At 62.2% G+C, this 14268-nt stretch carries 14 protein-coding genes; 4 read left to right on the forward strand and 10 right to left on the reverse strand.

Annotated features, from left to right (window positions below):
• Positions 1-86: 86 nt before the first annotated feature.
• Entirely contained in the window at positions 87-659 is a 573-nt protein-coding gene (locus tag KL788_RS03590; RefSeq protein WP_293168570.1) for a hypothetical protein, read from the reverse strand.
• Positions 660-783: 124 nt separating this feature from the next.
• Between KL788_RS03590 and KL788_RS03595 the strand changes: the two genes are divergently transcribed.
• Positions 784-1038, forward strand: coding sequence for a M48 family metalloprotease (locus KL788_RS03595; protein ID WP_293168572.1), 255 nt, complete (start codon positions 784-786; stop codon positions 1036-1038).
• Positions 1039-1056: 18 nt separating this feature from the next.
• Here KL788_RS03595 and KL788_RS03600 read toward each other — a convergent pair whose 3' ends face one another.
• Complete coding sequence (locus tag KL788_RS03600; protein ID WP_293168573.1) at positions 1057-1938, reverse strand: hypothetical protein; 882 nt, start codon at positions 1936-1938, stop codon at positions 1057-1059.
• 35 nt (positions 1939-1973) lie between these two features.
• Here KL788_RS03600 and KL788_RS03605 point away from each other — a divergent pair, with 35 nt between their 5' ends.
• Together KL788_RS03605 and KL788_RS03610 are read left to right on the forward strand one after the other, a co-directional pair.
• Entirely contained in the window at positions 1974-2105 is a 132-nt protein-coding gene (locus KL788_RS03605) for a hypothetical protein (protein ID WP_293168575.1), read from the forward strand.
• Positions 2106-2195: 90 nt separating this feature from the next.
• Entirely contained in the window at positions 2196-2897 is a 702-nt protein-coding gene (locus KL788_RS03610) for a M48 family metalloprotease (RefSeq protein WP_293168577.1), read from the forward strand.
• Positions 2898-2906: 9 nt separating this feature from the next.
• On the opposite strand, the gene KL788_RS03615 is transcribed toward KL788_RS03610, so the two are convergent.
• From KL788_RS03615 to KL788_RS03650, 8 genes are all read right to left on the reverse strand, one after another.
• Positions 2907-3203, reverse strand: a complete 297-nt coding sequence (locus KL788_RS03615) for an addiction module antidote protein (RefSeq protein WP_293168579.1) — start codon at positions 3201-3203, stop codon at positions 2907-2909.
• Positions 3193-3510 carry a type II toxin-antitoxin system RelE/ParE family toxin gene (locus tag KL788_RS03620; RefSeq protein WP_293168581.1) on the reverse strand — a complete coding sequence of 106 codons (318 nt, stop codon included), beginning with the start codon at positions 3508-3510 and terminating at the stop codon, positions 3193-3195. The genes KL788_RS03615 and KL788_RS03620 overlap by 11 nt, the downstream gene beginning before the upstream one ends.
• 186 nt (positions 3511-3696) lie before the next feature.
• Entirely contained in the window at positions 3697-3909 is a 213-nt protein-coding gene (locus KL788_RS03625; protein ID WP_293173143.1) for a DUF2130 domain-containing protein, read from the reverse strand.
• Positions 3910-3967: 58 nt separating this feature from the next.
• Positions 3968-4588 (reverse strand): DUF2130 domain-containing protein, encoded by a 621-nt coding sequence (locus tag KL788_RS03630; protein ID WP_293168583.1) that lies wholly within the window; start codon positions 4586-4588, stop codon positions 3968-3970.
• Between the two features lie 478 nt (positions 4589-5066).
• The gene (locus KL788_RS03635) at positions 5067-5309 is read right to left on the reverse strand and encodes a DUF2130 domain-containing protein (protein ID WP_293168585.1); all 243 of its coding nucleotides are present in this window, start codon (positions 5307-5309) and stop codon (positions 5067-5069) included.
• Positions 5310-5319: 10 nt separating this feature from the next.
• On the reverse strand, positions 5320-8115 hold the full coding sequence (locus KL788_RS03640) for an ATP-dependent helicase (protein WP_293173146.1): 2796 nt from the start codon (positions 8113-8115) through the stop codon (positions 5320-5322).
• A 2-nt stretch (positions 8116-8117) separates the two neighbouring features.
• Positions 8118-10736 (reverse strand): DEAD/DEAH box helicase, encoded by a 2619-nt coding sequence (locus tag KL788_RS03645; protein WP_293168587.1) that lies wholly within the window; start codon positions 10734-10736, stop codon positions 8118-8120.
• Positions 10733-12916, reverse strand: a complete 2184-nt coding sequence (locus tag KL788_RS03650) for a site-specific DNA-methyltransferase (protein ID WP_293168588.1) — start codon at positions 12914-12916, stop codon at positions 10733-10735. Before KL788_RS03650 ends, KL788_RS03645 begins: the two co-directional genes overlap by 4 nt.
• A 181-nt stretch (positions 12917-13097) precedes the next feature.
• Between KL788_RS03650 and KL788_RS03655 the strand changes: the two genes are divergently transcribed.
• The gene (locus KL788_RS03655; protein WP_293168589.1) at positions 13098-14267 is read left to right on the forward strand and encodes an AAA family ATPase; all 1170 of its coding nucleotides are present in this window, start codon (positions 13098-13100) and stop codon (positions 14265-14267) included.
• Position 14268 lies beyond the last annotated feature (1 nt).

Genomic DNA, 14268 nt, shown 5'->3' on the forward strand with positions numbered 1-14268 from the left:
ATGCCCGAGTCACGTGAGCCGCTTGCCGAACTCCCCCACTGTCGGGCACGAGCGCCGTCGAGCCGCGACGGTGGAGGAGGCGCGGATTACCGGCAGTCGATGAGTTCGTTCGGCACGGCGAGGTCGTACTCGATCGCCAGCTCTTCTTCGAGCGTGAACGAGTCGACCATGGTCGCCGAGCCGCTCACGCGGTTGTCGGCGAGCTGAACATCCGCGTGATCTTGCGTGCCGAAGACGCCTTCAGGGCCCGACCACGAGACCACGTCGAGCGGCGTGCCGCCGATGGTCTGGATGTAGACGTCGATCTGCACGCGCTCGCCGTCAGCGGTCTCGCCGAATCCCTGCAGCTCGAGCGACGACTCGACTGCGTCTTGGTTCAGAGGCTCGCAATTGCGCAGCTCGGTGATGTCGTAGCTCGTGCCGCCGACCGTCGCCGTGCCCAGCACGGTCGCCGCGGGCTCGTCGCCCTCGGGAGTCTCGTTGGCCGGAGCATCGCTCTCGACGGTCGAGCCGTTCGGCTCGGTGGGCGCTTCGGTGTCGGCAGCGCATCCGGCGAGCGCGAATGCCGCCGCGAGCGCGACCGGTGCGAAGCCTCGCACCAGCCAGCGCCGGCGGGCGGTTCGTGCGGTGGGCAGGGTGGTTTCAGGCATGTCAGTCATGGGTCTCATTCACATCAGTGGCGAAGGTTCTTCGGTCGTGCTTCCACCCTGCCAAGAAAGTCGAGAGCTCGTCAAACCAGCGGTGGAACATGCTGCCTGCCCGCTCGCTGCGTCATCTACCCCGGTGGTCGGCGCTGAGCATTGCCACGACCTCGGCCGCGAGCACCGCCGGTGGGCGGCGGCGGACGCCGAGCAGCAACCGCGGCTACGCAAGGTCGTGGAGACGACGGCGATTCGAGCGGGCATCCCGATGCCTCGCGTCGGCGTGACCGACGACCCCGCCCCCAACGCGTTCGCCGCGTCGCTCAGCCCGAAGAACGCGGTCATCGGCGTCACGACCGGAGCCCTCGACCTGCTCGGCGCAGGCGGCGAGCTGTAGCAGCGCCGTGACCTTCGCTCAGCGCAACGATGACCCGAAGCTCTCGATCATCAGCCACCCGCCGACATCTCTCATGAGAGCCCCGTCCGCCGTTAGAACATCGACGTCCACCGTCACTTCGGTGGCGTAGTCAAGCACCAGCGTCGCCTCCGTCGTGACGCTCTGGGTACCGATCTCGGTGTCGAAGGGAACCCGTGACGGGTTGTACGGCCCGTAGCCGCGGTCGGGGTAGGTCGTGGTGATCATCAGCGTTGCGTAACGGCCATAGACCAGGGATTCGAAGCTCAGCATGGTCGTCAACCGGTACAGGCCGGGCTGCAGCGTGATGGTGCCACCCCCATCCACCGACCCGATCGACGAGTCCTCTGATCCCGCGGCCCAGGTGAGAGGAAGAGAGAAGTCATCGCTCTCCGTAGCCGTAAACGCCGTCTCGGCGGTGAAATAGGCATAGTCGAGTAGCCCTGGAACGCCCCGGGGGCCTTCCGGGCCTTCCGGGCCTTCCGGGCCTTCCGGGCCCTGCTCCCCCGCAGGCCCCTGCGGCCCCTGCGGCCCGAGCGGCCCCATCGGCCCTTCCGGGCCGTCTGCCCCCAGAGCACCCGCAGTGCCTGCAGGCCCCCGAGCTCCGTCACTCCCGTCGACGCCGTCCCGCCCGTCGACCCCGTCCTGCCCATCGGCCCCGTCCTGCCCGTCGACCCCATCACGGCCATCCGCCCCGGGAGGGCCCGGCTCGCCGGTGCCCTCGACGGCCGAGGCCGGGGTGCTCGGTGCGAGCAAGATGCTGGCCCCCAGCATCCCGCCGCCGGTGGCAACCAGCGCGGTGATGACGCAGGCGATGAGAAGGGTGCGCAGGGAAACCAAAAGGCTCTCGCTTTCGTCGGGTGTGTCGACTCTAGCGATCATGAGCCACGGTCGGGCGTGCGAGGTAGATTCACCTCATGTACCGGCAGATCGCGCGCAACAAGCGGTGGAGCATCCTGCTCATCGCCCTGTTCTGCGTCGCCGTGGTCGGGCTCGGGGTGTTCAGCGCGTGGGTGGTCGGCGAGGTGTGGCCGTTCTGGCTGACGTGACCTTCTGCCCGCTCGCTGGGTCATCTACCCCAGTGGTGGGCGCTCTCCACTGCCACTAACTCGGCGGCGAGCACGGCGGGGTGGGCGGCCGTGCATGCCGAGCAGCAACCGCGGCTGCACACGGTGGTGGAGACGACGGCGATTCGGGCGGGCATCCCGAAGCCGAAGGTCGGCGTGATCGACGACCCCGCCCCCAACGCGTTCCCCGCGTCGCTCAGCCCCAAGAACGCCGTCATCGGCGTCACGACCGGAGCCCTCGACCTGCTCGACGGCAGCGAACTCGAGGCGGTCGTCGCGCACGAGGTGGCGCACATCGTCAACCAGGATGGCCGCGTCACCCTGACGACCTTCGCCCTCGTCGGCTCGATCGCGTCGGTCGCCGGCACGCTGCTCGTGCTCGGCTGGGCGCTCGTGCGGTCGGTGATCAGCGAGTTCAAATTCGGCCTGGGTCTCATTCTCGGGATGCTCGGGCTCGTGATGATCGTCGTCGGCACCGCCTTCGCGGCCGTGGCCTTCGTGCTCGGCCCTCTCATCAGTTCGGCTGTCTCCCGCCGCCGCGAGTTTCTGGCTGACACGAGCGGCGTAGAGCTCACGCGCTTTCCGGAGGGTCTCGTGCGGGCGCTGTCGAAGATTGCGGAGCACCTGACCACGGTGAAAGCCGCATCGTTCGAGGTGCGCGGGCTGTTCTTCGTCAACACCATCGGCAAAGGGCTGCTCGCGCAGTGGCTCGGCTCGCACCCGCCCGTGGCGGAACGGGTGGACCGACTGCGGGAGATCGGGCGCGGGTTCTAGGCCGCACCCCTACGCGATAGCGTAGAACGAGATCGTGAGCCCGAGCGCCCGCGCGACCTTGACGATGGTCGCAAAACTCGGGTTGCCGTCGGCGGAGAGCGCCTTGTATAGACCCTCGCGGCTCATCCCGGTGCGCCGAGCCAGCTCGCTGAGGTTTCCCGAGCGTGCGATTGCCCCGAGCGCATCCGCAATGGCGGCGGGGTCGTCGCCACTTTCGGCAATCGTCGCTTCGAGATAGGCCGCCGCAGTCTCGATGTCGGTGAGGTAGTCGGCAGCGTCGAATCGGCTGAAAGTCTCAGTCGTCATGCTTCTCATACCTCCACTGGTCGGCCAGACGATGTGCCCGCTTGATATCTCGTGGCTGGGTCGACTTGTCTCCCTCGCACAAAAGCAGCACCACCACGTCGCCGTGCTGCAGGTAGTACACGCGAAGACCGGGTCCGAATTCGATCCGCAGCTCCGAGACTCTCGAGCCGACGGGTCGAACATCGCCAGGGTTGCCGCGAGCGAGCCGATCGAGCCGCACCAAGACCCGTGCAATAGCGGCACGATCTCTCAGCCCAGCTAGCCACCGGTCGAACTCAGCACTTCTGCGCAGTTCGTATATTGTCAACTGTAGTTCACAACACTTCCGCGGTCAACGGAGTCCCGGCCAAGCCCTCGGCGCCACAGCGCCCTCGAGTAGGTCGTCCGAAAGGTAGCGCCGACCACCGACGGAGGGCTACGAACTATGCACCGTCGCCCAACTCAGCAAACTTCGCCGCCATAGTCGGGTTACCCCGCGTCAGCTTCTTGATGGTCACCACTGTGCTTTGCCGTTGGCCAGGCGCAGGTTGCGCTCTGACCCGAGCAGGGCATCCTTCGCCTTCTGCAGCCGCTCGATCGACTTGTCGATCTCGGCGATCGCCTCGCCGAACCGCCGCAAGGCCAGGTCGTAGTTGCGCGCAAAGCCGGTCTTGAACGCGTCGAGGTCGCTCTCGTAACTCGTGATGTCAACGTTCTGCGCCTTCACCAACGCCAACTCCTGCTTGTACTGCAGCGACCCGAGCGCCGCGTGATGATCTGACGCGTCAGGCAGCGAGCGTCTCGCCGACCATCTTGGTCGACAGCCGCGCCTTCATGTCTTTGAGCCGCTCGATCGCGTCGTCGCGATCTTTGATCTGCTGCTTGTACTTCTCTTCGAGCGCCTGCTCAGAGACTTGTCTTTCCATCGTGGCCATGGCGAGCCCGTTCTTCAGCTCGTCACGCTCGCGCTCCACCGTGCTCAGTGCTTCCTTGACGGCAAGCCGCTTCGCCTGTTCTCCGTTCTGGATGCTCGCCTTCAGCAACTCGATCTCTGACGCCTTCTTCGCCACTTCCGCTTCGAGTTTCGCGGACTCGTCGGCGAGCTTGGCGGCGAGCTTCGCCTCGGCGAGTTCGACAGCGACCTTGTTGGCGCTCTCCCCCGCGTCGAGCTTGGCCTTCAGCGCCTGAATCTCGGAGTCTTTCGCGGCCGCAGCCTTCTGCAACTCGCCGGCCGCTTTCGTCTCGGCAAGTTCGATCGCCCGCTGCTTCTCATGGTCGGCAAGCTCGAGGCGCTCGTGCAGTTGTTTCTCGAAGTCGGTGTCGCGCACCTGCTTCAGGATGTCGGCGTATCCGGCCTGGTCAATCGTGAAGGCCTTGCCGCAGTTGGGGCAGATGATCTCTTGCATGGCGTGGTGTGCCTTTCGTTTCGACGATTTCGTGTGCAACTCGGTTGCGAATGGCCGCCGATTCCTTGGGCCAATCACGCGCTTCGCAAGAAACGAGGTTGACGCCACGCCACCGATCCCAGTTGCCGTCGACCACTCGAAGCAACGAAGCGACGTCAAAGTCAGCGAGGGAAGTCCAACCTCGTTCCAGAGCAAGTTGCGTCTGCGGGAAAAGCAAAGCCGGAAGCACGCCGCGCTCCCACCAATATGCACCGATCCCAGGGAGATGAACAGAAAAGAACCGCTTAGTCGTGATCGCTAGGTTGATTAGGCTTTCGAGCAAATCTCTGTCTTATGGTCCTTGGCGTCAGACTACATCGACGCACCTACTAGTCCACGGATTAATTTGTAGAGCCAGTGAAAGGCGCTTTCTTCCTGCGCGACGGCTGGACAACGAAGCCGCCTTGCTGCCCGACCGCGCGTCGTTATCTTTCTCGAACTACGCCTTCGAAAACGCCGTGGCGCGAATGTGGTTGAACTCGGTCTCGCAGTGCTGCTCAAGTGTCTCGCCGAACATCTTGGTCGAGAGCCGCGCCTTCATGTCTTTGAGCCACCGGAGACTGCCCCCGTGACGCCAGACCTGGCTGGGATAGCGCTGATCGAGAGACTCATGAAGTAGCGCGAGAGCCGGGGGCCCTGCCAGCCCCAGACAAATAATGACTCCTCCGCGCTTTCTGCCCATTCCGTGAGCGTCAGAAGGACCGACCACCTGCCGTGAGCCACACCAGGTCGTCGAAGGCGGCCTCCTTGGCGTGATCGTGATCGCACGCGAAGTGATTCGCTCGGATGTCCTCGGCGACACCTTCAACCTTCGCCTTGATGTCAGCTACGAGGTCAGGGCTCACGGGATCGTTCGTAGATTTGCCCTGTTCATCAAGGTTCAGGATCTGAACGCGATCAGCGTCCACTCCGGTGAGCTGTTGGTAGCCAAGCGCGTAGATCGATAGCTGGTCCTTTGTCACACTCTCTGACTGCGAATCCTTCGTGGACTTGAAATCCACGATTGCGGTCTCACCGGTCTCGAGCGACTTGATCAGGTCGATACGGCCGTTGACGGTGACGCCGGGAGAAATCTCGACTTCGATGACCTTCTCTGAGTGGATTGTTCGCGTGAGATCTGCACCATGCCGGTCGAAGTAACGCTCGACGGCATCGACTGCTGCGCGTCGGAGCTCCGCTCGCAGCGTCGGGTAGGCATACGGGGTGTGCAGGTGTCGGTCAACGAGCCACTCCGCCTCTGACCGGTCAGGAATATCGCCGGCAAGCGCCCTCTTGTGCATCTCGGCGAGAGCGTCATGTAGCCCCTTGCCGTAGCCGAGTGCCTCATGAATTGGCGGATTGAAGCCGTACATGAATCGGAGCTTGAACTGGTAGGGACATTCGATCAAGTACTTCAGTTCGGAGAACGACACCCCGATGTTGGGGGTATCCCTCTTGGGCGTCGGGTCGAGTCGAGCCGCAGTGGGAAGTCCCTCGTCCGTTGTGGACATCCAAGTTGAAGCGGTGCAGTGAAGGTAAAGGGCAGAAGCTCGTCGATACATAGCCGAGTCGCCCGGGGAGTAGGTGCAGTAGAGGTACTTCTGGGCCCTAGTAACCGCGACGTAGAAGAGTCGCGTCTCGTCCGACGGGTTCGTCTTGTATCGAGCGCCGTTCGGAACCGCCTCGATCGGAATGATGTGGGGGATCGTTTGCGTGCCGCCGGGCGCCTTCATCGGGAAGCGGTTGGCGCGAAGAAACGGCACGAAGACAGCTGGCCATTGGAGTCCCTTGGCGCGGTGAACTGTGGAGATCACTACGGCGTCGGGAGCGACGTAGCCGGCGTCTTCGTCCGACTCCTCGTAGACGTTCGGGGCCTGGAAGGTCAGGAATCCTTCGAAGGACTCATACTTACGCGCGGGGTCCGAGGAGAAATGGATCGCCTCGAAATCGGAAATCACCTGCGAGAACTTGCCGAGCTGGTACATGACGAGCTCGGCCCGTCTCGAGTCCGCAGGAGCGATCGTTCCTTCGTGCAGGTCGAGAGCTTCCAGGAATTTCAAGAAGAGCCGCTGGATGTTGTAAGCGCCCCACGCGGTGCTCCTTGTGAAGTCGGCGCCGTCATCGAGCACCTTCATCGCGTCTGGCCAAAGAGACGGGCCTGGAACGAGCGATGCCGCATCCCACAGGTCGCGGAGCTCAGGCTCGCCAATCTTCCCGAGCACGTAACGGAAGATCCCCACGCAGGCTTGAATCTCGACTCCATCGAAGAGCCGCGCAAGACCCTTGATGATGAAGGGAACATTCAGTCGGCGGAACTCGTCGACTAGTGCGTCGGCGTCTTTTACCGACCGGAATAGGACCGCACAGTCAGACCATGAGAGGCCACGCGGTTCGCTGGTGGGGCGATCCTGGAACGGCACTCCCTGAAGGCCCTGGATCCGCTCGGCGATCCAGGCCGCCTCCTCGCGAGCGTCCTCGAACTGGAGGGCGAGCATGTCGCCGCGTTCCCAGATCTGGTGCGAGGCGTAAAGCATCTTCTTCGTCAGCCTCTCGGCAGAATCAAGTCTCTCGGCCACCGAACGGCCCAGCTCGACAATGCCCTTCGATGAGCGGAAGTTCTCTTCGAGTCGGATCGACCGGACGCCCGCGTATCGGGAGGTGAAGTCAATGATGTTGCGCACCTCGGATCCGCGCCATTGATAAATCGTCTGATCGTCATCACCGACGACGCAGAGGTTCGCGCCAAAGTGAACGAGTCGCTGGACGAGCTTCTCCTGAATCGGGTTTACGTCCTGATACTCGTCAACGATCACGAACTTGACGTCGAGTTCAATGTGATCCCGCAATGACTGCTCTGCAGTATCGAGAGTGAGGCCGGTCTGGGATCGCTCCAGAAACCGGACGGCCTCCACCATCATTGACGTATAGTCAAAATAGCGATGCTCAGTTAGCAGGTTCTGATAAGACGCGAGCGAAGCCTTGACCGCGTCAGGAACTAGCCCGAAGGTGACGTCGTCTTCCTGAAGGACAGAGAGTGCGCCCTTGTAGTAACGGGTGTCCTTGAATCGGGACAATGTGGCTACGTTCCCGCCAACGGTCTTCGTGCAGGTAGTCAGTCCAGACTTCACACTCATCCGATCGATTAGCAGCTGCTGCGTAGTGTCGGTGAGCACTCCGTACTTGAAAGTCTCTGGTATGTACGTCTGGAGCATGTCGAGGCAGTAGCCGTGCATGGTGCCGACGTACATTTCGGCCATGCCGACTATGTCCGGAATCGCCGTGTTGACCGTGCGGTGAATGCGCTCTTTCAACTCTGCCGCGGCTTTTTCGGTGAACGTGAAGGCGATGACGTTCCTTGGCTGAACGCCCGGCTGCTGGAGAATGTTCGCGATCCGTTGGGCGAGTACCTCAGTCTTCCCAGACCCGGCGCAGGCGATGAGCTGTAGGGGGTTTGACACCTCAGAGATCGCATCCGCCTGGGCGGTCGTGAATCCAATCGATGCTGGCATGGTCACGCGTACTTCCTCCCCTGGGCGGCGAAGATTTCGGCGGCGGAGAGCTTCGAGTGCATGACCGAGTCTCGGACCGCCTCGTCTTTCAGGTCGAGGACGCGGAGTTCGCTACCTGTCCCGTTTGCGATTGAGTCGATCCGATGAAAGTCATTGGCGTGCGTTTGCGCGTATTCCGCGAGGCCTCTCAGCTTCACTAACGCGTCATCCAGGTGGGTGCCGTGAGGGTCAACGATTGACGGCTTGACCTGACCATTCACTTCGTTGAAGAAGATGAAGTCTGGATGCATGGCACGCCAGTTGCCGACCCTGTCGCGGTATGTGACGCCGAGGGAATCGGCGGAGGAGACGGAAGGGTTTCGGTACCAGCCGATGCAATCGAGGCGGGCAACCTCCTTCTGGATGACCGCCTTCTCCCAGTCGTTCAGCTTCGTGATCGGGTACCAGCCAGCCTCGTCCGACATCAGATGCTTGTCTATCGTGTCCGCGTCTCGTATCTGGTCGCCATCGAGTTCCTTGAAGTCGGCCATACGGTTTCGTGGCCGGTGGAGAGGCTGCAACTGCGGTTCGACGGCCTGTGCGCGAATTTCGTCGTACACCTCGCGTCGCTCGTCAGAGAGGCCAAGAAGTGCTATTCGCTGTTCGTCGAACCACTCGTCGACAATGTCCTTCGCTGCGACGTCCACTTTCTCGCGCACGATCGCGATAGTCGCGAGTGCAGCGGTCCTCACGTAGGCGCCGCGAAGGCCATCGTCGTCAGCATCCGGGTCATCTTCGCCGGCGAGGTGGTCGACGTACGACTGAGCGACGTCCGCACCAAAGGCCCGCTTCGCATCCTCGAACGCGACCCGGATCGCCCGCTCGTCGGCCCGAATCGTGAAGTCAGCGTAGGTGAGCTTGTCCCCGCCGAAGCGTCCGGCGATCGACATGCCGCGGACGGTGCGTACTTCAACTTCGGCGCTACGCAGCTGTCCGTCGTATCGCTCTGCGAAGCCGTCGAGCGTGATGTGCATCTGCTTCTCGGCCGACTTGATTGCTCCAACCTTCAGGCCATCGGCAGCGAGCGCCTGGGCGAGGCTCACCAACTGCTTGACAGGCCGTGCGCCGCGCTGCGGCACGACATACGACGGCAGTGCGTCGAGGCACTCCCAGACCGCGGGAGGCACGTGCGGATTCGGCTCGAGCTCGCGCCCATCGAGCAACACCTCAATCGTCGGCCCTCCGGGCATCTCGTCGATGAGGCCTGTCAGGAACTTCGCGACATTGCCCGCGGTAGTGCGGTCGAAATGCGGCAGGATGCAGTCGACGGAATTGAGTCGTTCGTCACCCGGGATGCGGCGTGCAAGCGGGGTGCGGACCATCCGGCCGAGGAGCTGTGCGATGTGTGTGTGGTCCCTAGCCGGCCTGAACGACAACAAAACCTCGGCACGCGGACAGTCCCAGCCAGTCGAGATCGCGTCTTTCGCGATGAGGACACGAACCTGGGTAGCCTCCTGAACTCGCTGCGGCTCAATCCAGTCAACGTCCCACGAGCCAAACGTCATCGTCCTGTGGTCGCCGAGAACGTGGCGGACATGGATCGAGCTGATGTCCCCGAGGCCAGCTGCGATCGTGTCGAGCCAGAGGCCGACCTCGTCGAGATGCTCCGCGGCGGCGTCGTTCGGGATCTGCATGACAAGGAGCGGCACGACCGCCTCGGGAGACTTTTCGCCCGGCAGCTTCGCCTGAGCCTCGAGGTACTTCCCCCAGCGGTCGGCTGAATACTTGAGCTTCTGGGCGGCGTGAGTCGCGAGCGCGGTCTCAAGGTTGCCGGCTTCGGCCGGGATATCGAGGACGATCTTGTCCTTGATGAGGCCGGACGCTTGGACGCGGGCAGGGTCGACGGTGACGGCTGGCAGCTGTTCCCGTTCGGCGGCCAGGTCTGCCTCGCTCATTGCCTCGTCGAAGTGCTTGCTCGTTGCGGAGATTCCCCAAACGACCGGGATTGGCAGACCGGTCTCGGTGCCGTCGACGAGGCCCTTAACTATCGTCGGCTTGTCCCTGCTCGCCCTTGTGTTGAAGCCGCGGTGGGCTTCGTCTATGACCAAGTAGACAGACAGCCCGTCATCGTCGATCGTGTTCGCGAGCGTCTCCCAAATCGTCCACGCAAGGTCGTCAGGGGCGAGGAAGGACGACTGCCCGGTCGCCTCAACAGCGCGAGCTCGGGCAGCTTTCTGCGTGAGTCTTGAGTTTGCGGTGAGCTTTCCGGTGTTCAAGAAGTACACCTTGCCCGCCTCGAGCTGCGGCATGGAAAACGGATACTCGATAGTCACGAGTCGGCTGTGGTCTAGCTTCTCGGAGGCCTGCATGAGCCGCATGCGGGTCTGATCGTTGAGGTTCGGGTCGTCCGAGAACCAGATCACCACCGCGCCCGGGTCGGGGTCAAAATTGAGCTCGTCGTTTCCATAGAAGAGCGCCTCGATCGCCGCAGCGGCCATTACGGTCTTGCCGGCGCCCGTCGTCGCGGTAAGGGTGAAAGAGGTCTCTTTGTGGTACTCGTGGTACTTCTTCTTGGCGCGCTCAAGGTTGTCAAGAACCTGGATGACGGCGTCGCGTTGATAGTCCTTCAGTGAGAATTTCATCGGGCATTCCGCATCGCGTCGATCTCGAAGTTTGAAAGGTAGGACTGGTAAAGCCGGACTGGCTCGACCCCGGTCGGTAAGTCGCGAGTTACTGCTTCGAATAGCCGATCCTCATCTGTGACGATGTACGCAATATGCGCGGTTGGCGCAGCTGCCATCGCCACCAGGAAGTCGTCGGTTCGGTCGAGATCCTCAAGCACCCCATAATTGTCCGTGACGTCCCAGCCATCCGCGAGCGAATCGATCCGCCGCCCCCGCGACCCTGCGCGTAGCCAGAGGAAAGCGGCGATTCTCGAGAACTCTCGATTCGACTGCACTCGCAGCGGCGCCTCATGGGTGAGGGTGAAGAACTCGACATTTTCGTCGAATCCGTCGGCCATCGGGAAGACGTCAGTGAACTTGTACTCCCCCTTGATCAGCGTTCCGTCCGCCGTCTTCCCCTCGATCGCTGCACGAATTCGCGGCTTCGTTATGTATTCGCAGATGCCCCACGACTCCCAGTCGGCGTCACCAGGACGGAAGTGCTGCTTACGCAGATTCAACTGCTCGACAGCACCGACCTCGTTGTTTGTCACCGAAATCGAGACGCGGCGACCATCGTCCTGCTTGTTCAGACGCATGACCGCATGTGCGGTCGTACCAGACCCGGCAAAGAAGTCGAGAACGATGGCGGAACGCTTATCGCGTATAAAGAACCGGAGGGCGTCCTCCACAGCGTAAAGAGACTTGGGGAAAGGGAATGAACGCTTGGGGAGCAGTTCTCGTAAAACCCAGGAACCGTATGTTCGGGAGTCATGCGAGGACTTGTTCCACACCGTCTTGGCATACAACTCGCGCGGACGATCCGGCGCGTAGTCGATCTCAAGCCACCCTTGAGGAGCCTTGCCGACAGTCTCCAGCTCACCACTGGCTAGCCGTTCGATCTGCGCATTCCGTAGGTACTGGATACTCCAGTGGCCTTGCTTTCCACGCCCAGCAGTCCGGACTTGGCCGGCCTTGAGTCGAGTCTCAAAGGAGCCGCGGTTCAGTTCCCAACGCCCGTCTGAACCATCAGTCTGTGTCGGCCATGCCGCTTCAGTACCCAGTGGGGCTGCGTACGTGTCTCGCGAAGACCCCAATGGAAGAGGCGCGTCAGAGCCGAGAATGGCGCCGCTAGATGGGTCGACTAGCACCGGATAGAACTTGCTGGGCGAATCAGTGCGTGCCGGGCCGGCTCCAAGTCGACGAAGTTGATTCCAGATAGGAGAGCGGTTCTGTTTAATTGTGCGGTTCTCCGTGAGAAGCATGTCGTCAGGTGTCTTCACCGGCGCGGCGGTGCCAAGCATCACAAAGAAAATGAACTCGTTCACGCGAGTGAACTCTCGATTGCGGGCCGCGCCGCTCGGGCTGATGACCGAGGAGATCATCTGGATGTTCGCCTCTGGAAACACTTGCTGCAGGAGCAGCCCGAGCCGGAGATACTCCTTCTCGTCAATCGCAGCTATTAGAACTGACTCCTCGGAATTGAGGAGCTCCTTCGCGAGCAGCAACCTACGCTCCATCATCGCAAGCCACTTTGAGTGGCGATACAAGTCGTCCGCCTCGACGTAATCGTTGTTGTACTTCCAATCCTTCGCGCCGGAGTTGTAAGGGGGGTCGATGTAGATCGCGTCGACCTTGCCGCGGTGGGTGAAGAGCAAGGCTTGAAGAGCGTGAAAGTTCTCGGCGTTGATGACCGCGTGATACGGCTTGTCGCCCGGTTGGCCATGCGACCCACCTCCGCGCTCCACCGTGCCGGTCGAGACCAGTCCCGGGTAGATCGGATCACGGAACTCAGCGACGACCACGAGGTCATCGACGACGACAGTGAGTGCGATGTCGGCCTCGCCGGTGGCTTCGAACTCTGGCCCAAGAGGCACTAGCGACGCGAGCCGGCCCAGGTCGCTCCGTTCGATCGACGCGACCCGGAACAGAGCCCGATTCATATACGTCGGCGCTTGACCACGCGGAGCAAGCACGCGCACTTTGTCCCCAACCCGCACCCGGCGCCCCGGCAGCTCCACCGCCTCCGGCGCGTGCCGTTCGAAGTTCAATCCGAATACACGACGGTCCGCGAGCGCATTGACCTCACGTTCGATGTCCGCCGCGAGTGCGGGCGCCGATGCCCGCAGTTGCGCTAGTAGCTCATGAATCCGCGCCACGTCTCGTCTCCTCCGGCCAGGTGGTCAAGGTCGAATCTAGCGAGTGGCCCCGACATCAGAAGGCATAAAGGTCCATTAGACCAGCCTCCTGTACCAAGTCGCTCGAGCCATGTCCCAGGAATCTGCGTGCATGTCCCATCAAGTCGATAGATTGACCCATGATGGACGTAAGGTGGTGCACATGGAGAACTTCGACGTATTGCAGGCGCTCGCCCGCACCGCTCTCGCGGGCAACGCCGAGGCGATCAGTCACCAGGTCGAACGACTCGCAGATCGCCTGGCTGAGGCCGGCGAGGAGGGCGACGCGAAGAAACTCCGCGCTCTCGTCACGCGGAGCAAGAGTCGTCAGGCGGTCGAGCCGATGAATCTACAACCTTCCGGCGTCACCTTTGCGCCGTCAGCGGGCCAACGGCTCACCGCAAAGGCGACCCTCCCGGTTGATCGAGAGTCCGGTGCCCCCCTTTGCGAAATCGTCATGCCGGAGCGGGGGGAGATGCTGCCCGTTCTTCCTTCACAGGCGCAAGCGGCATACGACTCGCTGATCGGCGAGTGGCAACACGAGGTCGAACTTACGCAACTCGGGCTTCCAGTTAGCCAATCGTTACTCGTCTACGGGCCGCCTGGCACGGGAAAAACAACACTTGCACTCGCGATCGCTTCGCGCCTCGGTCGACCAGCTGTGGTCGCGCGACTCGACGGTCTGATCTCCTCACTTCTGGGCAACACTGCCCGCAACCTCGGCGCGCTGTTCGACTTCTGTAACCGGTACGACAGCGTGCTCATCCTTGACGAGTTCGATGCGGTCGCGAAGATCCGTGATGACGTCAACGAAGTCGGCGAGATCAAGCGCGTCGTTAACGCTCTCTTGCAGAACCTAGACAAGCGGACGCAGTTCGGCCTAACCATCGCCGTCACGAACCACGAGCGCCTTCTCGACTCGGCCGTCTGGCGTCGCTTCGAACACCAGATTGAACTAGGCCTGCCAAGCTACGATGGGCGCTTCGAAATCGCGCACCTGAGCCTTAGTGGGCTCGAGGACGCCGACACCGTAGCCCGCGCGATCGCACAGCTCACTCAGGGCCGTTCGGGTGCTGATGTTCGAACACTGACGCTCGCATTCTTGAAGATGTCTGTACTCCAGCACCAGTCGAGCAGCTCTCACCTCGGTACACTTCAAAACGCGATTCAAGCAACTGGGATGCGCGGCGTTCGAGGAGCTGACGACACGGTCCAGGCGCTGGTCGAGGTGCTACGAGAGCCTCCAGCGTCCCTCGGCCAGACCGAACTCGCCGCGCTAGCTGGTAAGGATCGAAAGACAATCGGGCGCTGGCTCAACGAGGCAAAGGTGTGAC

This window comes from Microcella sp., from assembly GCF_019739195.1.
Taxonomy (GTDB): domain Bacteria; phylum Actinomycetota; class Actinomycetes; order Actinomycetales; family Microbacteriaceae; genus Microcella.

What these genes read in the sequence shown, in the direction of transcription:
- KL788_RS03590 (WP_293168570.1), bottom strand. Translation starts at nt 659, where the DNA reads ATGACTGACATGCCTGAAACCACCCTGCCCACCGCACGAACCGCCCGC.
- KL788_RS03600 (WP_293168573.1), bottom strand. Translation starts at nt 1,938, where the DNA reads ATGATCGCTAGAGTCGACACACCCGACGAAAGCGAGAGCCTTTTGGTT.
- KL788_RS03605 (WP_293168575.1), top strand. Translation starts at nt 1,974, where the DNA reads ATGTACCGGCAGATCGCGCGCAACAAGCGGTGGAGCATCCTGCTCATC.
- KL788_RS03615 (WP_293168579.1), bottom strand. Translation starts at nt 3,203, where the DNA reads ATGACGACTGAGACTTTCAGCCGATTCGACGCTGCCGACTACCTCACC.
- KL788_RS03630 (WP_293168583.1), bottom strand. Translation starts at nt 4,588, where the DNA reads ATGCAAGAGATCATCTGCCCCAACTGCGGCAAGGCCTTCACGATTGAC.
- KL788_RS03635 (WP_293168585.1), bottom strand. Translation starts at nt 5,309, where the DNA reads ATGGGCAGAAAGCGCGGAGGAGTCATTATTTGTCTGGGGCTGGCAGGG.
- KL788_RS03640 (WP_293173146.1), bottom strand. Translation starts at nt 8,115, where the DNA reads ATGCCAGCATCGATTGGATTCACGACCGCCCAGGCGGATGCGATCTCT.
- KL788_RS03645 (WP_293168587.1), bottom strand. Translation starts at nt 10,736, where the DNA reads ATGAAATTCTCACTGAAGGACTATCAACGCGACGCCGTCATCCAGGTT.
- KL788_RS03655 (WP_293168589.1), top strand. Translation starts at nt 13,098, where the DNA reads ATGGAGAACTTCGACGTATTGCAGGCGCTCGCCCGCACCGCTCTCGCG.